The 25,236-nt window shown below is 73.5% G+C and carries 28 protein-coding genes; 9 read left to right on the top strand and 19 right to left on the bottom strand.

Annotation, left to right across the window (positions count from 1 at the left end; genetic code table 11):
• Positions 1-26: 26 nt before the first annotated feature.
• The 5 genes from ACFYP3_RS28610 to ACFYP3_RS28590 form a co-directional block, all read right to left on the bottom strand.
• Entirely contained in the window at positions 27-1,682 is a 1,656-nt protein-coding gene (locus ACFYP3_RS28610) for a peptide-N4-asparagine amidase (protein WP_388838413.1), read from the bottom strand.
• Between the two features lie 72 nt (positions 1,683-1,754).
• The gene (gene rraA, locus ACFYP3_RS28605; protein ID WP_388838410.1) at positions 1,755-2,234 is read right to left on the bottom strand and encodes a ribonuclease E activity regulator RraA; all 480 of its coding nucleotides are present in this window, start codon (positions 2,232-2,234) and stop codon (positions 1,755-1,757) included.
• A 176-nt stretch (positions 2,235-2,410) separates the two neighbouring features.
• Entirely contained in the window at positions 2,411-2,677 is a 267-nt protein-coding gene (locus tag ACFYP3_RS28600; protein WP_365267034.1) for a GlsB/YeaQ/YmgE family stress response membrane protein, read from the bottom strand.
• Positions 2,678-2,788: 111 nt separating this feature from the next.
• Positions 2,789-3,736: a DMT family transporter gene (locus ACFYP3_RS28595; protein WP_388838407.1), complete on the bottom strand. Its 948-nt coding sequence runs from the start codon at positions 3,734-3,736 to the stop codon at positions 2,789-2,791.
• Positions 3,733-4,659, bottom strand: a complete 927-nt coding sequence (locus ACFYP3_RS28590) for a phosphatase PAP2 family protein (protein WP_388838404.1) — start codon at positions 4,657-4,659, stop codon at positions 3,733-3,735. The genes ACFYP3_RS28595 and ACFYP3_RS28590 overlap by 4 nt, the downstream gene beginning before the upstream one ends.
• Positions 4,660-4,813: 154 nt before the next feature.
• On the opposite strand from ACFYP3_RS28590, the gene ACFYP3_RS28585 reads away from it, so the two are divergent.
• Positions 4,814-5,446 (top strand): TetR/AcrR family transcriptional regulator, encoded by a 633-nt coding sequence (locus tag ACFYP3_RS28585; RefSeq protein WP_388838401.1) that lies wholly within the window; start codon positions 4,814-4,816, stop codon positions 5,444-5,446.
• Positions 5,447-5,603: 157 nt separating this feature from the next.
• Here ACFYP3_RS28585 and ACFYP3_RS28580 read toward each other — a convergent pair whose 3' ends face one another.
• Positions 5,604-6,152, bottom strand: a complete 549-nt coding sequence (locus ACFYP3_RS28580) for a TerD family protein (protein ID WP_388838398.1) — start codon at positions 6,150-6,152, stop codon at positions 5,604-5,606.
• 532 nt (positions 6,153-6,684) lie between these two features.
• Here ACFYP3_RS28580 and ACFYP3_RS28575 point away from each other — a divergent pair.
• A complete protein-coding gene (locus tag ACFYP3_RS28575; RefSeq protein WP_388838396.1) occupies positions 6,685-7,500 on the top strand; it encodes a glutamate ABC transporter substrate-binding protein in 816 nt (271 codons plus the stop codon).
• A 51-nt stretch (positions 7,501-7,551) separates the two neighbouring features.
• On the opposite strand, the gene ACFYP3_RS28570 is transcribed toward ACFYP3_RS28575, so the two are convergent.
• Entirely contained in the window at positions 7,552-8,118 is a 567-nt protein-coding gene (locus ACFYP3_RS28570; protein WP_388838394.1) for a DJ-1/PfpI family protein, read from the bottom strand.
• Between the two features lie 218 nt (positions 8,119-8,336).
• Here ACFYP3_RS28570 and ACFYP3_RS28565 point away from each other — a divergent pair, with 218 nt between their 5' ends.
• Positions 8,337-9,158 (top strand): endonuclease I family protein, encoded by an 822-nt coding sequence (locus ACFYP3_RS28565; RefSeq protein WP_388838391.1) that lies wholly within the window; start codon positions 8,337-8,339, stop codon positions 9,156-9,158.
• A 56-nt stretch (positions 9,159-9,214) separates the two neighbouring features.
• Here ACFYP3_RS28565 and ACFYP3_RS28560 read toward each other — a convergent pair whose 3' ends face one another.
• The 3 genes from ACFYP3_RS28560 to ACFYP3_RS28550 all read right to left on the bottom strand — a co-directional run bounded on the left by ACFYP3_RS28560 (position 9,215) and on the right by ACFYP3_RS28550 (position 12,667).
• A complete protein-coding gene (locus ACFYP3_RS28560; RefSeq protein ID WP_388838518.1) occupies positions 9,215-10,837 on the bottom strand; it encodes a glycoside hydrolase family 20 protein in 1,623 nt (540 codons plus the stop codon).
• Between the two features lie 122 nt (positions 10,838-10,959).
• Entirely contained in the window at positions 10,960-11,388 is a 429-nt protein-coding gene (locus ACFYP3_RS28555; protein ID WP_388838388.1) for a heme-binding protein, read from the bottom strand.
• 46 nt (positions 11,389-11,434) lie between these two features.
• Entirely contained in the window at positions 11,435-12,667 is a 1,233-nt protein-coding gene (locus ACFYP3_RS28550; protein WP_388838385.1) for an MFS transporter, read from the bottom strand.
• Positions 12,668-12,862: 195 nt separating this feature from the next.
• Between ACFYP3_RS28550 and ACFYP3_RS28545 the strand changes: the two genes are divergently transcribed.
• Positions 12,863-13,315, top strand: coding sequence for a MarR family winged helix-turn-helix transcriptional regulator (locus ACFYP3_RS28545; protein WP_388838382.1), 453 nt, complete (start codon positions 12,863-12,865; stop codon positions 13,313-13,315).
• A gap of 38 nt (positions 13,316-13,353) precedes the next feature.
• The gene (locus ACFYP3_RS28540) at positions 13,354-13,551 is read left to right on the top strand and encodes a hypothetical protein (RefSeq protein ID WP_388838379.1); all 198 of its coding nucleotides are present in this window, start codon (positions 13,354-13,356) and stop codon (positions 13,549-13,551) included.
• Positions 13,552-13,870: 319 nt separating this feature from the next.
• On the opposite strand, the gene ACFYP3_RS28535 is transcribed toward ACFYP3_RS28540, so the two are convergent.
• The 3 genes from ACFYP3_RS28535 to ACFYP3_RS28525 are packed head-to-tail and all read right to left on the bottom strand — an operon-like array spanning position 13,871 to position 16,672.
• On the bottom strand, positions 13,871-14,545 hold the full coding sequence (locus ACFYP3_RS28535; protein WP_388838376.1) for an RNA polymerase sigma factor: 675 nt from the start codon (positions 14,543-14,545) through the stop codon (positions 13,871-13,873).
• Between the two features lie 8 nt (positions 14,546-14,553).
• Positions 14,554-15,015: an LAETG motif-containing sortase-dependent surface protein gene (locus tag ACFYP3_RS28530; protein ID WP_388838374.1), complete on the bottom strand. Its 462-nt coding sequence runs from the start codon at positions 15,013-15,015 to the stop codon at positions 14,554-14,556.
• A gap of 43 nt (positions 15,016-15,058) precedes the next feature.
• Positions 15,059-16,672 (bottom strand): PLP-dependent aminotransferase family protein, encoded by a 1,614-nt coding sequence (locus ACFYP3_RS28525; protein WP_388838371.1) that lies wholly within the window; start codon positions 16,670-16,672, stop codon positions 15,059-15,061.
• A gap of 29 nt (positions 16,673-16,701) precedes the next feature.
• Between ACFYP3_RS28525 and ACFYP3_RS28520 the strand changes: the two genes are divergently transcribed.
• Together ACFYP3_RS28520 and ACFYP3_RS28515 are read left to right on the top strand one after the other, a co-directional pair.
• Positions 16,702-17,652: a DMT family transporter gene (locus tag ACFYP3_RS28520; protein WP_388838368.1), complete on the top strand. Its 951-nt coding sequence runs from the start codon at positions 16,702-16,704 to the stop codon at positions 17,650-17,652.
• A gap of 2 nt (positions 17,653-17,654) precedes the next feature.
• Positions 17,655-17,879: a helix-turn-helix domain-containing protein gene (locus ACFYP3_RS28515; protein ID WP_388838365.1), complete on the top strand. Its 225-nt coding sequence runs from the start codon at positions 17,655-17,657 to the stop codon at positions 17,877-17,879.
• Here ACFYP3_RS28515 and ACFYP3_RS28510 read toward each other — a convergent pair.
• The 3 genes from ACFYP3_RS28510 to ACFYP3_RS28500 all read right to left on the bottom strand — a co-directional run bounded on the left by ACFYP3_RS28510 (position 17,858) and on the right by ACFYP3_RS28500 (position 19,672).
• The gene (locus ACFYP3_RS28510) at positions 17,858-18,487 is read right to left on the bottom strand and encodes a class I SAM-dependent methyltransferase (protein ID WP_388838362.1); all 630 of its coding nucleotides are present in this window, start codon (positions 18,485-18,487) and stop codon (positions 17,858-17,860) included. The genes ACFYP3_RS28515 and ACFYP3_RS28510 overlap by 22 nt on opposite strands.
• 95 nt (positions 18,488-18,582) lie before the next feature.
• The gene (locus ACFYP3_RS28505; protein ID WP_388838359.1) at positions 18,583-18,957 is read right to left on the bottom strand and encodes a YbjQ family protein; all 375 of its coding nucleotides are present in this window, start codon (positions 18,955-18,957) and stop codon (positions 18,583-18,585) included.
• 52 nt (positions 18,958-19,009) lie between these two features.
• Positions 19,010-19,672, bottom strand: coding sequence for a response regulator (locus ACFYP3_RS28500; RefSeq protein ID WP_388838357.1), 663 nt, complete (start codon positions 19,670-19,672; stop codon positions 19,010-19,012).
• Between the two features lie 471 nt (positions 19,673-20,143).
• Here ACFYP3_RS28500 and ACFYP3_RS28495 point away from each other — a divergent pair, with 471 nt between their 5' ends.
• Positions 20,144-20,593, top strand: coding sequence for an SH3 domain-containing protein (locus ACFYP3_RS28495; RefSeq protein WP_388838354.1), 450 nt, complete (start codon positions 20,144-20,146; stop codon positions 20,591-20,593).
• Positions 20,594-20,600: 7 nt separating this feature from the next.
• Here ACFYP3_RS28495 and ACFYP3_RS28490 read toward each other — a convergent pair whose 3' ends face one another.
• The 3 genes from ACFYP3_RS28490 to ACFYP3_RS28480 are packed head-to-tail and all read right to left on the bottom strand — an operon-like array spanning position 20,601 to position 23,998.
• Positions 20,601-20,951, bottom strand: coding sequence for an NTP pyrophosphohydrolase (locus ACFYP3_RS28490; RefSeq protein WP_351302793.1), 351 nt, complete (start codon positions 20,949-20,951; stop codon positions 20,601-20,603).
• A gap of 5 nt (positions 20,952-20,956) precedes the next feature.
• A complete protein-coding gene (locus ACFYP3_RS28485; RefSeq protein WP_388838351.1) occupies positions 20,957-23,254 on the bottom strand; it encodes an AAA family ATPase in 2,298 nt (765 codons plus the stop codon).
• Between the two features lie 57 nt (positions 23,255-23,311).
• Positions 23,312-23,998: an epimerase gene (locus ACFYP3_RS28480; protein WP_388838348.1), complete on the bottom strand. Its 687-nt coding sequence runs from the start codon at positions 23,996-23,998 to the stop codon at positions 23,312-23,314.
• A gap of 116 nt (positions 23,999-24,114) precedes the next feature.
• Here ACFYP3_RS28480 and ACFYP3_RS28475 point away from each other — a divergent pair, with 116 nt between their 5' ends.
• Positions 24,115-25,071, top strand: a complete 957-nt coding sequence (locus ACFYP3_RS28475) for an IS481 family transposase (protein ID WP_388838345.1) — start codon at positions 24,115-24,117, stop codon at positions 25,069-25,071.
• The last annotated feature ends 165 nt before the right edge of the window (positions 25,072-25,236 follow it).

Below are 25,236 nucleotides of genomic sequence, written 5' to 3'. Positions count from 1 at the left end.
GCGGATCATCGTAGGCGCCGCCACCGTCAGCAGCGTCGGCGGTCCACCGTGACCGTTCCCTGGACGGTGCCCACCGTGCGGTCGTAGCACCCGCCGGGTGCTTGAGACCCGTACAGCCGGTAGCGGGCGGAGGTGGTCGCGACGGCGTGCCGCTGGTCGCGGGGGACGTTCGCCGTGTAGGTGGCGTCACCCGTGTACTGGTCGTCGAGCCGGGACGAGTCGACGGGCCGACCGCCGCGCAGGGTGACGGTGTCCGCGCGGTCGCCGAGCGAGAGGACGGTGCGCAGCCGGTCGCCTGCGCCGAGGGTGGTCTCGCCGTCCATGGTGTGGGTGCGGACGGTCCGGGTGGTGGTCGGCCCGTGCGTCACGCTCTCCTCGTCGGTCCACGTGGCGTCGAGGGCGTCGAGGTTCTCGCCCTCGGTCCAGCGGTGGACGGACGTGCTGTGCACGGCGCGGGTGACGGTGGTGGCCACCCGGCCGTGGGAGGTGTTCAGGTGCCCGGCGACGGTCAGCCGGTGGCCGCCCTCGGTGTCCAGGCGGTGCTGTCCGCCGGGCGCGGCCGGCGCCCAGCGGGAGTGGCCCGCCGGATCGCTCTGCTCGTGCCGGGTCAGGGCGCCGGTGACGACCTGCCGGGCCTCGTCCTGCCAGAGCAGCAGGTTGGTGGGGGTGCTCCAGCCGCTCTGACCGGCCGGCACCCCGGCGACGGACACCTCGATCCGGTGCGGGCGGCCGTCGTTGAGCAGGGCGGCGTACGGGGTGAGGTCGTAGCGGATCGGCTGGACGTCGAAGGCGCGCGGGCCCGGAGTCACGTACCAGAGGAACGGGTTGGACCAGCCGCCGGTCCAGACGGTGGGGAAGGGCGCGGCGATGCCGGCGAGTTGCCCGTCGACGGAGACGCGGACCTCGCGGTGGGGGCCGTCGGCGGCCTTGCAGGAGTACGGGGCCGCGTCCGGGGTGGTCATGTACCAGTACTCCTCGCAGCCGCCGCCGGAGCCGGTGGCGTACACCTCGGCGACGAGGCGCTCGGTGTTGCGCGGGGTCGTGACCGTCGGGGAGGCGAGGGGCAGGACGCGGTCGGGGGTGTCGGGGGCCGCGGCGCCGCCCTCCGCGGCGTAGAAGGTCAGCGTCACCTTGACGTCGATGACGCCGGTGTAGGTGTCGTCGACGACGTTGCCGATGAGCATGTCGACGGGCTGCGGGCGGGCGAGGGTGTCGCGGTAGCGGGTGACGTCCTTCTCCACGGACCAGGTGATCCCGTCGGGCGAGGGCTGGGGGGTGGAGGTCCGCAGGATCTCGACGCCGCCGACGGAGAGGTGGCCGAGCCGGTCGTACTGGCGGCCCTTGACCTTGCCGTCGAGGCGCAGGACCACCTTCGCCCAGCGGCCGGTGCCGCAGGCCGCGGGCGGCGCGTAGCTGCCCTGGTACGGGGTGAAGTCGCGGAACTGCGCCTCGGCGAGGGTCACCTCGCAGGACCGGGTCGCGGGCCGGGTGACGGGTGGGGCGGGGGTGAGGGGGTCGTGCCAGTCGGTGCCGAACTCGGCGGGCGGCGGGTCGGCCGGGCTCACGCCCTGCGCGGGCGGCGGGTCGGCCGGGGTGAGGCCGTGCGCGGGTCCCGCGGCGGCCAGGGTGCCGGCGGCCAGCGCGATCGCGCCGAGCAGGCCCGTGATCCTGTGTCGTCTCATGGGCCCGCAGTGAAACCCGGGCCGGCCCGGCCGTGCCAGGGCCGCTGCGCGTGCCCTGGCCGGTTCTCGCCGTCAGCCGCGCAGGACGACCACGCCGTCGTCGTCCGCGTGGACCGTGTCGCCGGGGCGGAAGGTGATCTCGCCGATGCTGACGGGCTCGTCCACCGCGCCCTCGCCGAACTTGCCGCTCTTGCGCGGGACCGTGCCCAGCGCCTTGATGCCGAGGTCGAGGCCGCCGAGGGCGACGCTGTCGCGGACCGAGCCGTTGATGATCAGGCCCGCCCAGCCGTTGCTCTCGGCCGCGCCGGCGAGGAGATCGCCGACCAGGGCGGTCCGGGGCGAGCCGCCGCCGTCCACGACGAGCACGGCGCCCTCGCCCGGGGTGTGGACGAGGGCGCGCAGCAGGGCGTTGTCCTCGTGGCAGCGGACGGTCCGTACGGGACCGGCGAACAGGCGGCGGCCGCCGAACTGCCGGAACGCGGTGGTGCAGATGCCGAGGGATTCGCCGTACTCGTCGTACAGGTCGGCCGTGGGGACGGGGGTGACGTTCATGGCGGTACCGGCTTCCTCGCTGCTCGTTCTCGTACACCGCGTGGTCCGGCCAGCGTAGTGGGGCCTTCCTCCGACCGTCGGGCGGTGCCGTGTCCGGCTCGGGGCCGGCGGCTCGGGGCCGGACATCGGCCGGAACCTGACGGGTCGTGGTGCGGGTGCCGGTGGGCGGCGCCGGGTCAGTCCCGGGAGTTGCCGAACAGGATCCGGTAGCCGATGAGCAGGACCAGCGAGCCCGCGATGGCGGAGCCCCAGGTGGCCAGGTCGAAGAACTCCGTCTGGATCGGCTTGTCCAGGAACTTCGCGGAGAGCCAGCCGCCGATGAAGGCGCCGGCGACACCGATGAGGGTGGTGCCGATCAGACCGCCGGGGTCCCGGCCGGGCAACAGGACCTTGGCTATGCCGCCGGCCAGCAGTCCCAGGATGATCCAGCTGACGATCCCCATGCCCAGTCACTCCGCTTCGGTGGTTCGGTGGTCGTTCCGTCACGTCCGGTCGTTCCTCGGGCCGGACGTTCACCGGGGAGGACGCCGCCGTGGCCGAAACGGTTCTCCGGCTCAGGCCGCCACGCGGCCGGCGGGCTCGGCGGACTCGGCCGGGACGGCCAGTACGGCGGGCACGGCGGGCTCGGCCGGCACGGCGGCGGCCGCAGCCGCGGCGGGAACCGCCTGCGGGGGCGCCGCCGCGGCGGACGGCGTCCGGGTCAGCAGGACCACTCCGCGGGCCGCCAGCAGGGCTCCGGCCGCGGCCAGCAGCATCCCCGGCGCTCCGCCCTGGAGGCGCTCGCCGAGCAGCACCATGCCGATGGCGGCCGCGGCCAGCGGGTTGGCGAGGTTCACCACGGCGAGCGGGGCGCCGAGGCCGCCGCGGTAGGCCCGCTGCGAGAGCAGCATCCCGCCGACGGCGAAGAACACGACGAGCAGGGCCACCGCGACGACCCGGAAGCTGAGCAGGGCCCCGCCGCGCCCGCCCGCCACGGCCACCGTCTGGGTCAGGGCGGAGGCCGCCGCGGACGCCAGCCCCGACGCCGTCGCGTGCCGCAGCCCCGAGCGCGGGTCCTTGGACGCGGTCAGCGCGAGGATCACGGCGGCCGTCGCCCCGGAGACGGCCAGCGTCTCGGCCAGGGTGAGGGTGTCGTCCGGGGCCGGCCCGGAGGCCGGGAGGAGGAGCAGGCCGAGACCGGCGACGGTGGCCAGGGTGCCCCGCCATTCGGTGGCCGCGACCCGGCGTCCTGAGCGCCGCGCGCCCAGCGGGACCGCGGCGACCAGGGTGAGCGCGCCGAGCGGCTGCACCAGGGTGAGGGGGCCGTACCGCAGGGCCGCCGCGTGCAGGAGCGCGGCGGCGGCGTTCAGCCCGGCCGACCACCACCAGGCGCCGGAGCCCATCAGCGCCTTGGCGCTGCGCGCGACGGCGGCGCGGGCGAGGCGCTCCTGGGCGACGGCGCCGGCGGCGTAGGCCACGGCCGAGGCGAGACAGAGCGCGAGGGCGAGGACGGTGTCGTTCATTGCCCCGCCCCTACGGGGGCCGCGGCGCCCTGCCGATCCGGCGACGCTCCCGCGACGGCGTCCGCGGCGGGGCCCGTGCGCGCGTCCGAGTCCGAGTCCCTGCGCGGGACCGTGCCCGAGTCGGCGTCCGGGTCCGGAGCCGGGACCGTGCCGGATCCGGCCGCGCGCGGCCGGGGGACCAGCAGCAGGGCCACCCCGAGCAGGACGGCGGCCACGACCGCGTCGAGCCAGTAGTGGTTGGCGGTGCCGACGATCACCAGCAGGGTCAGCAGCGGGTGCAGCAGCCACAGCAGGCGCCACCGGGAGGGGGCCTTCCCGTCGGGGGACGGCGTGCGGGTGGCGGCGATCACGCCGAGCGCGAGCATGAGCGCCCAGCCGAAGTGCAGCGACGGCATCGCGGCGAACTGGTTGGCCAGGGTGTCGGCGTCCGGCGCGGCCCGGTAGACGGTGGGCCCGAAGACCTGCCCGGTGTCGATGAGCCGTGCGGCTTCGAGCATCCGCGGGGGCGCGAGCGGGAAGGCGAGGTGCAGGACGAGGGCGGCTCCGGTGAGCACGGCCAGCACCCGGCGGGTCCACAGGTAGTGCGCGGGTCGGCGGACGTAGAGCCAGATCAGGAAGAGCGCGGTCGCGGGGAAGTGGACGACCGCGTAGTAGGTGTTCGCGGTGTGCACGAGGGCGTCCCCGTGGAGCAGCAGCCGCTGCACCGCGCCTTCACCGGGCAGGCGCAGCGCTCGCTCGGCGTCCCATATTCGCTCCGCGTTGCGGAACGCTTCCCCGGTGCGGTCGGTCGAGAGCAGCCGGCCGGCCTTGTAGACGGTGAAGAAGCCCGCGACGAGCAGCAGCTCGCGTATGAGGCGACGGCGCGCGGCTCTCGGTCCGGCTGGCCCGGCCTCCGGCCCGGCAGGTGTGGTGTGGGAGGTCATCCCCCGGTCTCTCTTCACTGTTTACGCGCACTGCGACACGCCAGTGTATCGATACATTGGCGTATCGATACGCTGGTGTACCGATACGTTCGCGTTCCCGTACACTTCCGTAGTGGAACCGCCGCCGAGGAGCCCCCGAGGAGAGCCGCACCCCATGACGTCGACGCCGCCCCCCGCGCGCCGCTCCAAGATCACACCGGAGCGGGTGCAGGAGTTCTACGACGCCGTCCTGGAGCAGCTGCGTGAGCACGGCTACGAGGCGCTGACCATGGAGGGCATCGCCGCCCGGGCCAGCTGCGGCAAGTCCACGCTCTACCGGCAGTGGAAGACCAAGCCGCAGCTCGTCGCCGCCGCCCTGCGCGCGGGCCGTCACGGCACCCTCGTCGCGGTGGACACCGGCACGCTGGCGGGCGACTTGCGCGAGGCGGCGAGGATCGCGGCCGGCACGTCCGGCCGGGACACCCGGCTGACGCAGGCGCTCGGGCACGCCGTGCTCAGTGACGAGGAACTCCAGGCCGCCCTGCGCGAGGCGCTGGTCGAGCCCGAACTGGCCGCGTTCGACGCGATGGTGCAGCGGGCCGTGGCGCGCGGCGAGATCGCCGCCGACCACCCGGCCGTGGAGTTCCTGCCGGCCCAGCTGATGGGCGTGCTCCGGATCCGGCCGGTACTGGAAGGACGGTACGCGGACGCCGACTACCTGGTCCGGTTCGTCGACGCGGTCATGCTCCCGTCCCTGGGCCTCGCGCCCTCCCACCCCGCCCGGCCCCCGGCCGGAGGGACCCCCTGAACCGGCGGGCCGCCGTCCCGATGACCTGACGGCGACCCGCCCGCGCTGCCTCGTGGGGACGGCGGCAGCGCGCCACCCGGCCCGGGCGGCGGCCACTCACTCGAGGAGTGGCCGCCGCCGGGTCCGTGCGGCACCGCGACCGCGCCGGCGGCCGCCTTCAGCGGACACCGCCCATGACGCGGGCGAACTCCTCCGGATCGACGTCGAAACCGCGCAGTCGCGCCTCGAACGACCAGGCGCCCGAACCGTCGCGGGTGAATTCGACGACGGTGGCCGCGGTGGCGGAGGGCACGGACGCGAAATCGCCCTGGGCGAGGTCGGTGTGTCCCTCGCGGATCCGGAACCCCGTGCCGGCGATGTCGGCGAAGGTCCTCGCGGGGCCTCCGGCGCCCGCGTCCGCGCCCCCGCTCTGGATGACCACGCCGACCACCACCCGGCGCAGATCGGGGCCCATCCGGTCCAGCTCGAAGGTCATCACCTCGTCGAAGCCGAAGCCCTGACCGGTATGGCTGTCCCGGTTCAGGGTGATGGTCCCGTCGGGCGAGCGGCTGCCGAAGTGGACCAGTTGGACCGGCGTGCCGTGCAGGTCCGCGCCGCCGTAGACCGCGGCGACGATGTCGAGGTCACTCGCGGGCGTGCCCGCCGGACTGGGGTCCCACCGCAGCGCGAACTCCACCTTGGCCAGGCCCTTGCGTACACCGGTCACCGAACTCCCCCTTCGTTCACCAGGACTTGCCCCCGCATGATCCCACGGACCCCCGCCGCCGCCCGAAGGACCGTACGTTCCCGGCCGTTGCCCATCGCCGTCCTGTACGGGTTTGCCCGGCCTCGGCGCCGCCGACGCCGAGCCCCGTCGCCGGGGCGCGGGCGGCCCTGTCCTGCCCACAGGACGCGAAGGAGCCGGCCGCACCGAGACCCGGCGGTACGGCGACGCATTGTCGAAGGGTCCGGATGAACCGGGTCTATACCCCTTCGCCCAGGAGCAGGGTGTTCCGTCCACGCGTACGGACCCTGTTCCCACGCCCGCCCCTTTCTCCCGCACCGGCCCGGTTCAACCGCAGGATCTGCGGCTGAACCGGATCGTTATCCTCAAGTTTCGCTCAAATCTAGTGACGCTGTGCCCGCGGGCTTCCTAGCTTCCTCGTACACACGTCTCGACGTCACCGACGTTTCCGCGGTTCCACATGCCCCGGCGATCCCGATGGCGCATTCCGCGTTACCCCAGGAAAGAGTGCAGCATGAAGGTTCCCCAGGCCGGTGCGGTCGCCGCAGTGATCGCCATCGCCCTGACCGCCTCCGGGTGCGTCTTCGGTGAGGACGAGGACCAGGGGACCCTCTCCATCGGCATCAAGTTCGACCAGCCGGGCATCGGCATGCGGGAGACCGGCGGCGCCTTCTCCGGCTTCGACGTGGACGTCGCGACCTACGTGGCCAAGCAGCTCGGCTACAAGGCGGACCGGATCGAGTTCAAGCAGGTCCTCAGCAACGACCGCGAACTGCTCCTCCAGTACAACGAGGTGAAGTTCGTCGTCGCCAGCTACTCGATCAACGAGAAGCGCAAGGAGAAGGTCGACTTCGCCGGCCCGTACTTCGTCGCGCACCAGGACCTGATGACGCGTGCCGACGACGCGTCCATCAACAAGGCCGAGGACCTCAACAGCAAGACGATGTGCTCGGTGACCGGCTCCACCTCGGCCGAGAACCTCAAGAAGAACCTCGCCCCCAAGGCGGCCCTGCTGGAGCTCGGGGCCTACTCGGACTGCGTCGTCGCCCTCCAGGAGAGCCGGGTCGACGCCATGACCACGGACAACGCCATCCTGGCCGGCTACGCCGCCCGCAAGGGCAACGAGGGCAAGTTCAAGCTGACGGGCCAGAGCCTCAGCACCGAGAACTACGGCATCGGCGTCAAGAAGGGCGACAAGGAGCTCCAGCGCAAGATCAACGACGCGCTGAAGAAGATGGTCCAGGACGGTTCCTGGGAGTCGGCCGTGAAGAAGAACTTCGGCCCGAACTACAAGTACGAGCCCGCGCCGCCGATCACCCCCGTCAACTGACGACGGCCGGGACGGGGGCCGCTCCCCCCGTCCCGGCCCCGGCCCCGGTGCTCAGACCACCGGGGCCTTGCCGCGCAGTACGGTCAGGAACTCCCTCATCCAGCGCGAGTGGTCGGGCCAGGCCCGGGCCGAGACCAGGGTGCCGTCGACCACGGTCTCGGAGTCCTCGAACTCGGCCCCGGCCGCCTTCATGTCCGGCTCCAGCGCCGGATACGCGGTGACGCGGCGGCCGGTCAGGCCCCCGGCCGCGGCGGTGATGAGCGGCCCGTGGCAGATCTGGGCGATCGGCTTGTCGGCCTCGGCGAAGGCCGCCAGGATGCGCTGCACCTCGGGGTCGTTGCGCAGGTACTCCGGCGCCCGGCCGCCGGGGACCACCACGGCCTCGTAGTCCTCCGTGACCACGTCCGCGAAGGCCAGATCGGCCGGCCAGGTGTAGCCGGGCTTCTCGGTGTAGGTGTCGAAGCCCTCCTCGAAGTCGTGGACCACGAAGCGCAGTTTCTTCACCTGCGGCGCCGCGATGTGGACCTCGTAGCCCTCCTCCCGCAGGCGCTGGTATGGATACAGGACCTCCAGCGATTCGGCCGCGTCGCCGGTCACGATGAGGATCTTCACTGCCATGGGCTGCTCCCGATGGGGCTGGTCGTCGTCGGTCCGGCCCCGCCCGGGGCCATCGCTACCCTGCCCCCGGCGGACAGCCGGCACACACGAAGATCACCCATGGTCGACACATGGTTTTCACCTGTTCGGCACATGACAATGTGACTCTCGCTCTGCCACTGACACTCCGCCAATTCCCCGGGCGGGGACGGTGCGTATGGAGAGGTACCCCCCACCCGATGAGAATCTCGCGCCTGACCCCCTGGGCGGCCGCCCTCGCCGCCGCCGCCCTGTTCGCCGTACCGGCGGCCGCGTCCGCCGGCCAGCAGCGCACGACCGCTCCCGCGATCCCGACGGCCGCCGCCGCGGCGGACCCGTACGCGGACTACTACGCGAGCGCCCAGGGCAAGACCGGGGCCGCGCTGAAGACCGCCCTGCACGACATCATCAAGAACCAGTCCAAGGTGACCTACGACGGGGTGTGGAACGCCCTGAAGGTCACCGACCAGGACCCGGCGAACCCCAACAACGTCATCCTCGTCTACTCGGGCCGCTCCCAGTCCAAGTCGTCGAACGGCGGCGGGGTCAACGACTGGAACCGCGAGCACGTCTGGGCCAAGAGCCACGGCGACTTCGGCACCGCCACCGGCCCGGGCACCGACCTGCACCACCTGCGCCCGGAGGACGTGACCGTCAACAGCACCCGGGGCAACAAGGACTTCGACAAGGGCGGCAGCCCCGTCAGCGAGGCCCCCGGCAGCCTGACCGACGCCGACTCCTTCGAGCCGCGCGACGCGGTCAAGGGCGACGTGGCCCGGATGCTGCTCTACATGGCCGTCCGCTACGACGGCGGCGACGGCTTCGCCGACCTGGAGCTGAACGACCAGGTCAACAACGGCTCCGCGCCGCTCTTCGGCCGGCTCAGCCTGCTGAAGCAGTGGAACCAGATGGACCCGCCGGACGCCTTCGAGCAGCGCCGCAACCAGGTCATATTCGACACCTACCAGCACAACCGCAACCCGTTCATCGACCACCCGGAGTGGGTCAACTCCATCTGGTAGCACCCGGGGCGGCCGCCGTCACGGCGGCCGCCCCGTCGGCATCCGGGAGTGCCCGCTCAGAGCCGGTCGGCGAGGGCCTGGAAGCCGGACCAGGGCAGTTGCGGCGTGCGCGCGTCCCAGACCTTCTGGGAGAGCGCGGCCAGCGGCAGCCGAATGCCGTCCGCCACCTGGGCCTGGGTCTGGGCGCCGGACAGGTCGGCCCAGACGGCGAGCCGCCCGCCCAGGACCTGGTTCCCGTACGAGGCGGGGACGGCGGTGGTACCGCGCAGGACCAGCGGGGTCCACTCCTCGTAGATCCGCCGCCCGGTGGGATAGGTGAACTGGTTCGGCTCGCCGAGCACGTAGTACAGGTACTCGTCGTTGAGGTTCACCAGCTTGCGGCCCTCGCGCAGGTACTCCAGCGGCGGCCGGGCGCCGATCTCCTTGCCGGTCCAGTACTCGACCTGGATGTCCTTCGCCGCGCTCGTCACCCCGCCCGCGAAGAAGCCGTCGTTCCACGCCTTGAGCGCCTTGCCGGACGGGCGGACCGTGTCGGCGCGGTCGTCGAGCCAGCCCGTGGCCAGGTCCTGCACGCGCGCCGAGGGGCCGTACCGCTGCTGGGCCGCGCGGGCGAGCTGCGGGAAGGAGGCCTGCGGGTCCCGGTAGACCAGCGCCTGGTACTCGTCGGCCCCCAGGTGCCAGGCTCCGCCGGGGAACAGCGGCTGGTATTCGCGCAGCAGTTCGTCGACGAGCTTCGCGGCCGCCGGGTTGGATATGTCCACCGCGCCCTTGACCGCCCTGCCCTGTACGTCGCGCAGTTGCAGGTCGGGGTGGGCGCGCAGGAGCGCGCCGAGGTGTCCGGGCGAGTCGATCTCGGGGACCACCGTGATGTGCAGCCGGGCGGCGAGCGCCGTGATCCCGCGGACCTGCTCCTTGGTGAGGTGCGGGTTCGAGACGATCTCGGGGTGGGTGTCGGACTGGATGCGGAAGGCCTGGTCGTCGGAGAAGTGCAGGCCGAGCTGGTTGAGCTTGAGGTCGGCCATCTCGCGCAGCCGGTCCTCTATCCAGTCGGGGGTGAAGTGCTTGCGCGCTATGTCGAGGTTGAGGCCGCGCTGGGGCTTGGCCGGGGCGTCGTTCACGGTGCCCTCGGGGGCCGAACCGGCGCTCTTCACCGCCTGCTTGAGGGTGCGGGTGCCGTAGAAGACCCCGGCCTCGTCGGGGCCCTTGATCCGGACCGTGCCGTCCTTGACGGTGAGGGTGTACGACTCGGGCTTTCCCGCGCCTTCCAGGGAGAGCTCCACGTCGCCGGCGCGCGGCGCCGCGGAGTCGCCGTACGTGAGGCCCAGTTCCCCGGCGAGCAGCTGCGCCTCGTCCGAGAGGGCGGCGGCGTCGCCCTGCGCGACGACGACGCGGGCGTCGGCGGCGGGCTTCCAGCCGGGGCCGCGGGCGGGTACGTGTTCGCGCACGGCGGGGATGGTGCGCGGGGCCGTGGACAGGGGGTAGGTCTGCGTCGGGGTGGGGGCGGGCGGCGGCGGGGCGGCATCGGTCGGGGCGGCCGCCGTCGTGGAGGATTCCGGGGTGGCGGGGGCGCGCGCCTCGTCCGACGCCGCCGAGCAGCCGGGAACGGCGAAGGTGACCAGCGCGGCCGCCGTTGCCGTCGCGCTGGCCCGGACCCTCCTGTGAATCCTTGGTTTCCGCATCATGCACCCGTGTCCCCCGTACCCAACCTGGCACGGGGGACACGGGCGCGCGACCCGGGAGGGGTCCCGGGCCGGCCGCCATGGACCGGCCGTCCTGGCCCGGCGTCCCGGTCCATGGCGCCTCAGACCAGGGCGTCGAGCGCCGCGGCGGCGAAGGCGTGGTCCTGTTCGGGGGCCCCGCCGCCTACGCCTATCGCGCCCACGAGCCGGCCGTCGCGGTGGACGGGCAGCCCGCCCGCGATGAACAGCAGGGGGCGGTCCAGGGCCGTGGGCAGCGTGTGGAAGGGGCCTCCGGGGCGGACCGCTTCGACGAGATCGGCCGTGGCCGCGTTCAGCTGGAGGGCGGTGTAGGCCTTGCGGGTGCTGGTCTCGCCGGAGATCAGTACGGCCCGGTCGTCCCGGCGGAAGGCGAGCAGGTGGCCGCCGGCGTCGAGGACGGTGACGCTGACCGTGGCCCCGGCCGCTTCGGCGGCGGACGTGGCGGCGCCGACGAGCAGCTCGGCGTCCTCGGTGGTCAGGGCGGCGACGGCGGTGCGCGGGGTGGTGGACATGCCGGTATCTCCTTGCGGGGGGGGGTGTACGGGAAACAGGAGTGGATCAGCGGCTGGCGGGTGCGGCGGCGGTCGCCTCGCGGGCCGCGGCGGACGCGACCACCCGGCCGGCGCCGGCGGCGGCACGCGCGGTCGTACGGCGTTCCAGTGCGCCGGAGGCGAGGGCGAGCACCAGGGCGGAGGCGGCCAGCGCGGCGCCGACCCAGTTCGGGGCGGTCCAGCCGAGGCCGGCGGCGATCACGAGCCCGCCGAGCCAGGCGGCGAGGGCGTTGCCGAGGTTGAAGGCGCCGATGTTGACGGCGGAGGCCAGGGTGGGCGCCCCGGCGGCCTGGTCCAGGACCCGCTTCTGGAGCGGCGGCACGGTCGCGAAGCCGAGCGCGCCGATCAGGACGACGGTGACGGCGGCACCGGCCTTGGTGTGGGCGGTGAGCGTGAAGACGGCGAGCGTGACGGCCAGGGCGCCCAGGGACACGTACAGCATCGGCATCAGCGCGCGGTCGGCGTAGCGGCCGCCGATGAGGTTGCCGGCGACCATGCCCAGGCCGAAGAGGACGAGGAGCCAGGTGACGGAGGAGTCGGCGAAGCCGGCGACGTTGGTCATCATCGGGGTGATGTAGGTGATCGCGGCGAAGACGCCGCCGAAGCCGAGGACGGTCATCGCCATCGCGAGCAGCACCTGGACGTTGCGGAAGGCGGCGAGCTCGCGGCGGATCCGTACACCGCCCTCGGGTCGGGGAAGTTCGGGTACGAGCCGGGCGATGCCGAGCAGACCGGCGACGCCGAGCGCGGCGACGATCAGGAAGGTGACGCGCCAGCCGAGGGTCTGCCCGACGAGGGTGCCGAGCGGGACGCCGACCACGTTGGCCACGGTCAGGCCGGTGAACATCATGGCGATGGCTCCGGCCTTCTTCTCGGGGGCGACGAGCTCGGCGGCCACGACCGCGCCGATGCCGAAGAACGCGCCGTGGGCGAGGGAGGCGACGACGCGGCCGGTGAGCATGACGCCGAAGGAGGGGGCGAGTGCGGAGAGCACGTTGCCGGCGATGAAGAGGCCCATGAGGAGCATCAGCATGCGCTTGCGGGGGATGCGGGTGCCGAGCACGGTCATGAGCGGGGCGCCGAGGACGACGCCGAGGGCGTAGCCGGTGACCAGGAAGCCCGCGGTGGGGATCGAGACGCCGTATGCGCCGGCGACCTCGGGGAGCAGACCCATGATCACGAATTCGGTGGTGCCGATCCCGAAGGCCCCGACGGCGAGGGCGAGGAGTGCGAGAGGCATGGGGGAAGGTGCCCTTCAGGGGAGGGGGGAGGTGTTGGTAGGGGCTGCGGTCCGTCCGCGAGTACTGTTGCGGTCGCCGCCTACATGCGAACACATTAATTGCAGACGCGGGATATTTGCAAGCGCGGGCTATTGCAGACGTGGCCTATCCTGGGATCACACCGCTCGCACCGCACGCTTCGACGGAGGAAGCCCATGACGGCCACGGACAGCGCGTTCACCGCCCTCTCCCAGGGCTGGTGCGCCCTCTCCCTCCTGCACGGGCGGATCGAGTCGCACATCGAACGGGCCCTGCAGGCCGGGCACGGACTGAGCGTGCGCGAGTACTCGCTCCTCGACGTCCTCAGCCGCCAGCACAACGGGCCGGGCGGGCACCTGCGGATGCACCAGGTCGCCGACTCGGTGGTGCTCAGCCAGAGCGCGACGACCCGCCTGGTCAGCAGGCTGGAGGACCGCGGCCTGCTGAACCGCTACCTCTGCGACACCGACCGCCGGGGCATCTACACCGACGTGAGCGAGGCGGGCCTGGCCCTGCTGGCCGCGGCCCGGCCCACGAACGACACCGCGCTGCGCGAGGCCCTGGACGAGGCCGCACGCAACCCGGAGCTCGCGCCGCTGGTGTCGGCCGTGGAAAACCTCCGCCGCTGACACCCGGCGCGTACCGACTGGACTAGCGCGCACCTCCCGTGGCCGGCGGCGAGGAGGTCACCGTCCGGCCCTGCGGAGTGGAGGGGACCGACGACGGCGACACCGACCCCGAGCCCTTCGGCGCGGCGGGCGACGAACGGCTGGGGCTCACCGCCGCGGCCGGGGGCGACGACGCCTCCGGGCTCCTCGACACCTCCGCGCCCGAGCTCGGCTCCGTCGACCCCGCGGACCGCTGAGAAGGCGACGGCGAGGGCTCCGGCGACGGGTGGGACGGGCCGGGGCCCGTGACCTTCGGTGGGGTGGCGGGAGGCGTCGGGCCCGGCGCCTGATCCGGGGCCAACAGCAGGTAGCCGATCCCGGCGGCAGCCGCCGCGGCCAGGCCCGCCAGGGGCAGCGCGAACCGTCGCAGCCTCTCCACCGGCAGCCGCCTCACCTGCGGTCCGGGCGGAACCGCGGGGCGCAGCCGGCGGACGTCGATGCTGTCCGCGCGCGCGTCGAGGGCCTCGCGCAGCCGCTGCTCCACCGGCCGTTCGGCGAGGCGTTCGCCGTCACGCGTCATATCCGTCCCTCCAGAATCCGTTCCAGCGCGTCCAGGCCGCGGCTCGCGTTGGACTTGACCGCTCCCCGGCTGATCCCGAGGGTGGCCGCGATCTCCGCCTCGCTGAGGTCCGCCCAGTAGCGCAGCACGAGGACCTGCCGGCGGCGCGGGGTCAGCCGGCCGAGCGCGGCGAGGACCTCGCGGTGCGCCTCGTCGAGGACCACGTGGTCCTCGGCGGACGGTACGTCGGCGGGCGGTGGCGGGGTCCAGGCCCGTACGGTGCGCCGGCGGCGCAGGACGGAGCGCGAGGTGTTGACGACCGCGGTGCGCAGGTAGCCGAGGGCGTTGTCGACCTCGGCTATCCGCTCCCCGTGACGCCGGTACAGGGCCGTGAAGGCGTCCTGGACCACGTCCTCGGCCGTGGCCAGGTCGTCGACGAGCAGCACCGCCAGCCGCACCATCCGCAGCCGGTGCGCGTGGTAGAGCTGCGTGACGGTGGGCGGCTGCGGCTCGCCGTGGCCCTCGGGCCCGTACGTGTGCGAGGAGCCGTACGAGGGCCCGTACGAGGGCCGGTGCGAGCGCGGGGAGGCCGGCGGGGCGGAACGCTCGCCGCGCAGCAACGACCACAGGCCCCGCCACGCCCGGCCGAAGCCGGGCGTGAGGGGGCCGACGGGTGGTGCGAGGTGGAGCACGGGATTCCTCAGTTCGCGCGGCGCCGTACGGCGTACAGGGCTGCCGCGCCGGCGAGGACCAGACCGGCGGCCCCCGCCCCGAGGGCCGTGGTGGTCGCAGAGGAGCCAGTATGCGCGAGCTCGGCCGCGCCCTCGGTGGCGGCGGGGCCGGGCGCGGACGGGGACGCGCTGGGCCTGGTGGGACCGGCGGTCCCCCGGCTCGACGCGGAAACCTCGGGCGCGGCGCTGGGGCTCGCGCTCGCGCCCGAACCCGCGCTCGGCGGGGTGCTGACCGAGGGCGACGGCTTGGTCCCGCCCGCACTGGGAGAGGCGCCGGCCGGCACGCTGACCGAGGGGGCCGGCGCCGGCGAGCTCGCGCTCGCGGCGGAGGCCGGCCCGGCGAGGGAGACGGCCACGGCGGTCGCGGCAGCGGTGACGGCGGCCCGGCGGACGGCCAGGGAGACGCGCTGGACACGCTTCAGGTTCTTCAAGGTGGTTCTCCACGGTCGGGTCGAGGGCACGGAACTGCGCCCTTCACCCCCGCACGACGCGCGACCCCGCGGGAGGTTGCCGCCGATCCGGAAAAACTTTCCGGCCGGTTTCCGGCAGCCCGCCCGGACCGCCGCCCGGGCCGTCAGCCAGACCGCCCCGCAGGGCGGCGCCCAGGGTGGCGACGCCCTCCTCGATCTCCCCGGCCGAGCCCGCCGCGTAGCCGAGGATGAGGCCCGGCGGGCCGGGCCGGACGCGGTGCCAGGACAGCGGGTGCGCCTTGACGCCCAGGGCCAGCGCCGCCGAGGCCAGGGCCGTGTCCTCGAAGCCCGCGCCGTCGAAGGTGACCATCAGGTGCAGGCCGGCCGCCGCGCCGTGCACCCGGGCCTCCGGCAGGTGCTCGGCGAGGGCCCGGAGCATGGCGTCGCGGCGCCGGCGGTGGCGGCGCCGGACGTGGCGCAGGTGCCGCTCCAGCTCGCCCGAGTCCATCAGCCGGGCGAGGACCAGCTGGGCGAGGACCGGGTTGCCGAGGTCGGCGTAGCGCTTGGCGGCGGTCACCGCGTCGCGCAGCCGCGGCGGCACCAGCAGCCAGCCCAGGCGCAGGGCGGGGGCGAGGAGTTTGGAGACGCTGCCGGCGTAGCAGACGGCCTCGGGCAGCAGGGCGCGCAGCGCGGGGACGGGGGCGCGGTCGTAGCGGTGCTCGGCGTCGTAGTCGTCCTCGATGACCAGGCCCCCGGCAGCGGCCCAGCCGAGCAGGTCCCGGCGGCGCCCGCCGTCGAGGACCACCCCGGTCGGGAACTGGTGCGCCGGGGTGAGCAGCACGGCCCGAGCCCCGCTCGCGCGCAGCCCGGCGACGTCGAGCCCCGCCTCGTCCACCCGTACGGGAACGGTCTCCAGCCGTCCGTACTCCAGCTGCTGTCGGGCGCCGAGCGAGCCGGGGTCCTCCACCGCGACGCGGTGCACGCCCTCCTCGCGCAGGACCTGCGCCAGCAACCCCAGGGCCTGGGCGACGCCCGCGACGACCACGACCTCGTCGGGGTCGGCGCGGATGCCGCGGTTGCGGGCCAGCCAGCCGGCGACCGCCGCGCGCAGGGCGGGCGCGCCCTGGGGGTTGCCGTAGCCGAAGTCGGCCGGGGTCAGGCCGGCGAGCACCCGGCGCTCGGCCTGCAGCCATGCCGTACGCGGGAAGGCCGTGAGGTCGGGGACCCCGGGCGAGAGGTCGATCCGGCAGGGCATGGCGCGCAGGGCGTCCACCAGCCCGCCGCGGTGCGGAGCGGGCGTCGGCCCCGCCGCCGGGGGCGGGGCCGCGACGACGACGGTGCCGCCGCGGCCCCGGCCGCGGACCTGGCCGGTCTCGGCGAGGCGCTGGTAGGCCTCGGTGACGAGACCGCGGGAGACGCGCAGTTCGGCGGCGAGGACGCGGCTCGCCGGAAGCCTGCTGCCGACGGGCAGCGTGCCGTCGGCGATGGCGGCACGGAGCCGGCCCGCCAGCCAGTCGGTGCGGCCGCCCGGTGGGGCCTGGCCGAGGTCGAGCTGGAGGAAGTCCGAACCGCTCGGGCCCGTGGACCCCTCGGCTCGTGACCTCCCACGCGTGCCCCTTTCGGTTGTGGAGCTGGGATTTTTGGACCCCTGGATCGCGCCTTCATTGGACCTGCTCACGGGTCCATTGTGGGGCCACGCTGGATCGCATGCAGAGAACTTCCGCCTCGAACACCACCGCAGGCTCGACCGCCTTCCGGGATCTGGCCCCGGGCGTCACGGGCATGGCACTGGTCGGCAGCAGCGTCACCGTCTCCCGTTCGCTCGTCGACGCCCCGCTGTTCGCCACGCAGGCCGTCCGGTACGCCGCCGCCGCGCTGTTGCTGGCCGCGTTGGCCCGGGCCGCAGGCGTGCCGGTGCTGCGGCCGCGCGGCCGGGAGTGGCTGTGGCTGGCCGGGATCGCGGCGACCGGGCTGGTGCTGTTCAACGTGGCCGTCGTTCGCGGGGTGGCGCACGCCGAACCGGCCGTCATCGCCGTCGCGGTGGCCTCCGTACCGATCCTGCTGGGGCTGATCGGCCCGTTCCTGGAGGGGCGGCGGCCCAGCCGTCAGGTGTTGGTGGCGGCTCCCGTGGTGGTGGTCGGGGCGGTGCTGGTCGAGGGGACGGGCCGGACGGACGCCGCCGGGGTGGGCTGGGCCGCGCTCGCGCTGGGCTGCGAGGCCGGGTTCACCCTCCTCGCCGTCCCGGTGCTGCGCCGGCACGGCGCGTGGGGGGTGTCCGTGCACGCGGTGTGGCTGGGGGCGCTGATGCTGCTGGGGCTCACGGTGCTCTTCGAGCGCCCTGCCGACCTGGGGACGCTCGGGCCGGCCCAGTGGGCGGCGGCGGGGTACCTCGCCGTCATGGTGACGGCGGTGGCGTTCCTGCTCTGGTACCGGACGGTCGCGGCCGTCGGCGCGGGCCGCGCCGGACTGCTGACCGGCGTCGCGCCGGTGGCCGCGGCCGGCGCCGGGGTCCTCGCCGGGAGCGGGGTCCCCGGACCGGCGGTGTGGCTGGGCCTGTCGGTGGTGGTCGTGGGGCTGGCCGTGGGTCTGCGCCCGGGCCGCGCCCCCGGACCGTCCGTCCGCACGCCCCGCGGCGACCGGGCGGAGGCGTCCCCTTGAGGGTGCCGGGCCCACTCCTCGGCAGCAGGCTGAGCCGGGCGAAGGCGCTGGCGGCCCGCGCCGACCTGCCGGTCGCCGGGCTCGCCCGGCGCGTCGGTTACGAGGACGCGGCCTACTTCAGCCGGCTGTTCGGCCGCCGCGTCGGCGGGGCACCCGTACGCCTACGCGCCCAGCAGTCGGTCCGGGGGCCGGGTCGACTGATCCGTCACGGGCTGCGGCGCGCGTAGCAGAAGAGGTGCTCCTCGGGGCCCGCCAGCGGGTCGGCGGGTTGGAAGGGCGCGGTGTGGTGGTGCAGGACCTCCAGGCCGCGGTCGGCGAGCCGGGCCAGGTGGTCCGCGGTGGACAGGCTGCTGACCGTCACCTCGTGGCCCATCCACTCGATGTCCAGGCCCCGGATGTCCCCGGGCACGGTGGCCATCACGAAGTACCCGCCCGGCGCGACCCAGGAGGCCATGCGGTCCAGTGCCCCGGCCACCTCCGGCTGGTCCATCACCAGCAGGGGGAAGAAGGAGCACACGGCGTCGAACCCGCCCGCCTCGGGCGTGTACGTGCGCACGTCGGCCTGTTCGAAGCGCGCTCCCGGGACCCGGGTGCGGGCCAGGGCGACCATGGCAGCCGACACGTCGATGCCGGTCACGTCGCAGCCGGCCCGGACCAGCGACTCGGCGGTGGGCCGCCCGGTGCCGCTTCCCACGTCCAGCACACGGGCCCCGCCGGGCAGCCGCGCGGTGAGCCAGTCGAGCGCCGCGAGCTGGCCGGGCACCTGCCCGAACACCTCCTCGTAGCGCTCCCCCAGCGCGTCGAACACCTCTGCCGCAGACTTGCGTTGACTCATCGGTCCGCCCTTCGTCTCGGGAGAACCACCGTACTGACTGCGGGGGCGGGGCAGGGCCGCTTCCTCATGGCGGGCAGCCGATGTCGATTTCCGCGTCAGGTGGAGGCGGGGACCAGGACCACGGCCGTCCCGTACGCGCACACCTCGGTCCCGACGTCGGCGGCGTCGGTGACGTCGAAGCGCATCATGAGCACGGCGTTCGCGCCGCGCGCCTTCGCCTGCTCGATGAGCCGCTCCATGGCCTGGTTGCGGGTCTGCACCAGGGTCTTGGTGAGGCCCTTCAGCTCGCCGCCGATCATCGACTTCAGGCCCGCGCCGATCTGGCTGCCCAGGTGGCGGGAGCGCACGGTGAGGCCGAAGACCTCGCCGATGACCTGCTCGACCCGGTAGCCGGGGACGTCGTTGGTCGTGACGACGAGGACGCCGGTCTCATGTGCGCCGACCCCGCCGCCGTAGTCTTCGATACCCATGGGCCCCACTCTCGCCCGGGTCTCCGCCGCCCGCATCCGGGGGGCCGCGCGGTCAGCGCATTCGGGCGGCGAGGCCGAACTCGTGGGCCACGACGACGGCCTGGGCGCGGCTGGACAGGGCCGGCTTGCTCATGCAGCGGTGGACGTGCGTCTTGACGGTGGCCGGGCTGAGGACGAGCCGTACGGCGATCTCGGCGTTGGGCAGACCGGCGCCGACGAGGGCGAGCACCTCGCGCTCGCGCGGGGTCAGCGTGTCCAGGCCGGGGTGTGGGGCGCGGGCGGCCGGGGCGGCGTAGGCGTCGATCAGTCCGCGCAGGGCCCGGGGGCTGAACAGCATCTCACCGGCGTGCACGGTGGCGATGGCGGCGAGCAGCCGCTCGGGCGGGGCGTCCTTGACGAGGAAGCCGCTGGCGCCGACGCGGAGCGCGTGGAAGACGTGTTCGTCGGAGTCGAAGGTGGTCAGCACGAGCACCTTGGGCCCGCCGTCGGCCGGGTCCTGGCCGGCCAGGATCCGCTCGGTCGCGGCGATCCCGTCGGTGCCGGGCATCCGGATGTCCATGAGGACGACGTCAGGCCGGGTCTCGGCGGCGAGCCGGACCGCCTCCTCGCCGTCGCAGGCCTCGCCGACGACCTCGTAGCCCGGTGCGGCGGTCAGCAGCGCGGTCAGTCCGGACCGGATCAGGAACTGGTCATCGACGACGAGTACGGACGGCATCCCCGGCACCCCCTCCCGGTCGTGACACGGCGACCCGGAGGCCGCCCTCCCAGCCGCCCTCTGAGGCGGGCCCGGCGGTTCCCCCGCCGGCGGTGCCGTGGACGAAGCGCACGTCAATCCCCCTTGGGTACACCCCTGGTTGTACAGCGTCGACACCCAAGGGGGTAGGCCGGTCTCAGCCCGTGGATGGGCGCGGCCGGAACCGGTCCGCACGTAGGTTCTTGCGTGCACCGGTCCACCGGCCGGTGCCGGCCCTGTCCCCCCGGGGCCCCGCTGCGCGGCCGTGCCCGTTCGGGGGCGGGCACGGCCGCCGCGCACCGGTAGGACAGATTGCTCGTATCGGGCTAAAAGCCGGTGAGCCACCGGGGCTACGACCTCCGCCCTCGTCATAGTCGTCCCTGGCAACCGCCTGGTTGCCGCCACCGCGCCGCACGACGCGGCCGGCGGACGTCTTCGTAGAGGAGCCGGCTCATGCTGAAGCCCACCAGAACCATCCTCGCTGTCGCCACCGGAAGCCTGGTTCTCGGTCTGGTCGGAGCGGGCGCCGCAGTGGCGGACGACGGTGACAACCGACCGCCGCGTGAGATCGTCGTCGGCGACGGCCGGCCCGGCACGTACCCGGACTACAGGCACGCCATCGGCAAGGTCGTCTCCAAGGGCCCGCTGAAGGTCCGCAGCAAGCCGACCACCCAGTCGCGGGCCCTCGGCCACGTGTACCCGAACAACAAGCTCGAGATCGAGTGCAAGAAGTACGGCGAGAAGGTCGACGGGAACCGTCTCTGGTACCGGCTGTACGACGAGAACGACAACGAGAACCTGGACGAGGGGATGGACGCCCCGAACCGCGCCGCCTACGGGAAGCAGCGCTGGGTCTCCGCCCGCTGGGTCAAGAACCTCTCCGAGGTGAAGTACTGCCACTGACCCCGGGTCAGTCCGCCGGGCGTACGGTACGGGGTCCCACGCACTCCGCGCCGTACGCCCGGACCCGTTCGCGCAGTTCCCGGTCCGCCGTGACCACGACGCAGCCGCGGTCCGCATGCGCCGCGGCCAGTTCCACGATCCGGTCGTCGCCGTTCCCGGGGGCCGCGTCCACGCGCACCCCGGGAACGGATTCGACGCCGCGGGCGGCGCCTTCGACGACGAGGATGATCTCCTCGTCCCCGCCGCGCCGGGCCAGCCGGTCGCGCAGCCGCTCGGCCGCGCCCCGCCGGTCCCGCCACCAGCCGTCCGGCACGGAGCCGACGACGTTCGCGCCGTCCACGATCAGCACGCCCGCCATGACGGCTAGAAGTCCCCGTAGTTGACCTGCCAGGTGGGCAGGCCCATCCGGCGCCAGACCGCGACCACCCGGTCCCGGTCGTCGAGCGAGACCCGTACCGCGTACCGGTGACGGACGTGGGCGTCGAACAGCTCCGCCTTCACCACGTCGTCGCGGCGCGTGTCGCCCGCCGCCCGCATCCACAGCTCGTCGTACGGCACCCGGTGGCGCCGCAGCCAGGACTCGGTCTGCGGCCGGTGCTCCTCACCGCGTCCCGACAGCAGCACGATCACGTCGCCGTCGGCCCGCTTGAACGCGTCCAGCGCGTGCCGGACCGACTCGTTGAGCAGGTCGAGCTCGCAGCGCGAGAAGTCGTACGGTCCGCGGTCGCCGGTCAGCGCGAGCGTGCCGTCGATGTCGCACATCACCGCCGACGGCAGCGCCGGGTCGGGGACGTACGCGGTCACGGGCGGCACGGCCGTCACGCCGGACGTCCCGTTCAGCCATTCGGCCGTGAGCCGCCAGCCGCCCTTGCGGGCCTTCGCGTGCTTCTCGGCCAGGACCCGGATGATCTCCTCGCCCACCTGCCGTTCGCGGGCCGCGTCCCGGCGCAGGCACTCCTCCAGCGGGACGTCGGTGAAGTCGTGCACGACGAAGGTCGCGAGCCCGCCGACGGCCGCCTTGAGCCGCTTCGGGATGTGCTTCGTCAGGTGCGTGTTGTCGACGACCACGTCGAAGCCGCCGTCCACGGCCGCGCGGACGGCCGCGTCCTGGACCTCCAGCACGGTCTGCTCGTGCGCCCAGGACCGGCCCCGCCCGGGGTCCGGCAGGTCGAGCATGGCGCGCAGATCGTCCAGGTTGACGCGCCGCATCCGGCCGCCGGACTGCGCCTGGAGGGCGCGGGCCGCGGTGGTCTTGCCGGAGGCGGGCAGGCCGGTCATGAGGTGCACGACGGGCAGCGGGGGCTCCTGCGCCGTGGGGTCCGCGGCGGCCTCCTCCGCGGCGGGCGCCGGGACGCGCGGCGCCACCCTCGGCGCCGACGCGGGTGCGGTGGCCGCGGGCGCGGGCGCGGGTGTCGACGCGGACGCGGGTGCGCGCTCCTCCTCCGACACGGTCCGGTTCTCCTCGTCGCCGATGTAGGGGTCGGCGGTCTCCGGCCGCACCTGCCGCCAGGTCGTGAGCTCGGTCGTCCGGCCGTCCAGCCGCATGAACATCGCGGGGCGGATCGTACGGTCGTCCAGCTCCTTGACCGCGCGGGCGAAGGCGCCCCGGTCGGCGGCCAGGTGCGCGAGACCCGCGAAGGCCTCGTCGATCGCGCGCTCGTGCCGCGCGGCCCGCTCCTCCAGGCGTGCGATGACCTCGCGCACCCAGTGGTCGAACTCGTCGGGGACCTGCTGCAGCAGCGCGTCGAGCGGCTTTCCGCCCCACGCCTCGATCTCGGCGACCGTGCAGTTCAGGCCCTGGGCGAGCTGCTTGGCGGGCAGGCCGGCGAAGCGCTGGATGCCGTGGCCGCGCCAGACGTCCCGCTCGGTGACGCCGGTGAGCACCTTGTGCAGCCGCACGTACTCCGACAGCTTGGCCTTGGCGCGCACGCCGGACGCGAAGCGCAGGACGAAGCCCTCCGCGTCCATGCCTGTCGCGGTGGCGCCGCCGGGCAGCGTGTTGGACTCGGTCAGCGCGATGAGCTCGCCGAGCGGCATGGCGGGCCACACCGTGACGACGGAACCGATGCCCTCCCAGTGCGGCGCGGCCTCGGCGAGCGGCACCTCGGTGCCGTCCGGCCCGAAGGCGGCGAGGAGGACGAGGTCCCGGCGCTCGCCGTAGTCGACGACGATGCGGTTCTGCGGGTACAGGATCTCCGCGAGGTAGGTGGTGCCCGGGCGCAGGGCCGCGGTGTCCTTCGCGTCGAGCCGGCGCTGGGCCCACGTGGCCTGGGCGCTGATGAAGGAACCCTTGGAGGCGACCCGCCAGCGGCCCGCGTAGTGGAAGACGACCGCGAGGCTGCCGTCGACCTTGTCGTACACCTCGAACGGCTCGTCGGGGAGCGCGGGCGCGTACGGCATGCCCGCCTCGTGCTCGCCGACGTTGAAGAACTTCGGCAGTGGCAGGGCGACGATCGCGCCGGTGGCGTCGTCGGCGACGAGTCCGCGGCAGCGGGTGGTGACCTCGTCCCAGACGCGCTCGTACTGGGCCGTCCTCGTGTACGTGTAGATGGACAGCGGCAGCTCGGGGTGCGACTTGCGGGTCACGTACCCGGCGTCGATCGAGGCCGCCAGCGCCTGGGCGGGCAGCAGGTCATGCAGAGTCAGGGTGTCCTGGCTCATGGGTTCCTCCCGGATTGAGATGGCCCATTCTCACCTGTGGGAGGGGCTGCCCGGTACTCAGTTTTCCCTGGTCGGGGCGGCGCCCAGGCGGTTGATGTCGGCGGGGCGCAGGACGTGGCCGGGGACCGCGGTGCCGGGCGTGGCGACGGCGATCATGGCACGGCCGAGGGTGTCGGAGGTGATGACGAGGTTCGGCGCGACCCGCCGCAGCAGCGGGACCAGGGGCGCGGTGAGCGCGTAGAGCACGCGGTAGAGCCGGGTCTTGGACGGCACGCCGCGCACCGGCTGGACGATGCCGGGGCGGAACATGTAGGCGCGGAAAGGCAGTTCCAGGAGGTCGTTCTCGGTCTTCCCCTTGACCCGGGCCCACATGGAACGGCCCCGCTCGGTGCTGTCCGTTCCCTCGCCGGAGACGTAGACGAAGGTCAGACCGGGGTTGGCGGCGGCCAGCGGCCGGGCCACGGCGAGCGTCAGGTCGTGGGTGACGCGCCGGTAGTCGTCCTCCTTCATGCCGACGGAGGAGACCCCGAGACAGAAGAAGCAGGCGTCGTACGCGGCCGGGTCGACCTCCGCGGCGACCAGGTCGGACGGGTCCGCCTGGACGCGCTCGCGCAGTTTGGGGTGGCTCACGCCGAGCGGGGTGCGTCCGATGACCAGGACGCTCTCGACGGAGTCGTCGCGCAGACACTCGCGCAGGACGCCCCGGCCGAGCATGCCGGTCGCGCCGAAGAGGATGACGTTCACGGCAGCAGCCTAGGTGTATTGATCATGAGCGTTGTTGACGCTCGGTGGGTCTTGAACATGGCGAAGACCTCCGGTGTGGTGGGAGCTGTCTAGGAACTCACCGCACGGAGGTCTTCGTGTCCCACCGTAATGCCCGTCTGACCGTCTTCGGTAGGCGACTGCTCGTCGAACGTGTCCGCTCGGGCCGGCCTGTCGCGCATGTCGCGGCAGAGATGGGTATATCGCGGGCCACCGCCCACAAATGGGTCCGCCGGTGGCGGACCGAGGGCGATACAGGCCTGACTGACCGCTCCAGCCGGGCGCACTCGATGCCGCACAAGACCGCCGCCACCGTCGAGGCCCAGGTGTGTGAGCTGCGGCAGGCCCGCAAGCTCGGCCCCGCCCGCATCGGGCCCATTGTGGGCCTGCCCGCCTCGACCGTCCAACGCATCCTGACCCGGCACGGTCTGCACCGCCTCTCCTACATGGACCGCCCGACCGGCACCGTGATCCGCCGCTACGAACGCGACAGGCCAGGCGAGCTGGTCCACGTCGACGTGAAGAAACTCGGCCGGATACCCGACGGCGGCGGCCACAAAATGCTGGGCCGCCAGGCCGGGCGGGCCAGGAAGACCGGCGTGGGCTACGACTACGTCCACTCCGCGGTCGACGACCACACCCGCCTGGCCTACAGCGAGATCCACACCGACGAGAAGGCCGACACCTGCGCGGACTTCCTGCGCAGGGCGGCCACGTTCTTTGCCGGCCACGGCATCGACCGGATCGAACGGGTGCTGACCGACAACGCCTGGTCCTACCGCAAGGCCAAGGCCTGGAAGAAGGCACTCGCCGACCTCGGCGCGGCCGGCAAGCGCACCCGCGCCTACCGGCCGCAAACCAACGGCAAGGTCGAGCGTTTCAACCGCACCCTGCTCGACGAATGGGCCTACCTGCGGCCCTACACCTCAAACGACGAACGGACAGCGGCCCTGGCAGACTTCCTCCACACCTACAACCACCACCGCTGCCACACCGCACTCAAAGGCAAGCCACCCATCAGCCGAATCAACAAGGCTGCGGGTCAATACACCTAGGCCCTGTCGTGGCGCTCTTCGTGGACCAGCCCGCGGCTCCCCCGGCGAGCGGGAAACATCCGAAAGACACCCCTAGTGACCTGAGTCAGAGATTCACTGTTAGTCGGGCATGAGTCGTCCAGGCCCGAAGATTCCGCCGTTGTCGGTCACCGATGCCCAGCGGGC

It is taken from the genome of Streptomyces sp. NPDC005533 (genome assembly GCF_042871845.1).
Taxonomy (GTDB): Bacteria; Actinomycetota; Actinomycetes; order Streptomycetales; family Streptomycetaceae; genus Streptomyces.
Note: the sequence above shows the minus strand (reverse complement) of the source record. Positions and strands in the feature narration are given on the sequence as shown.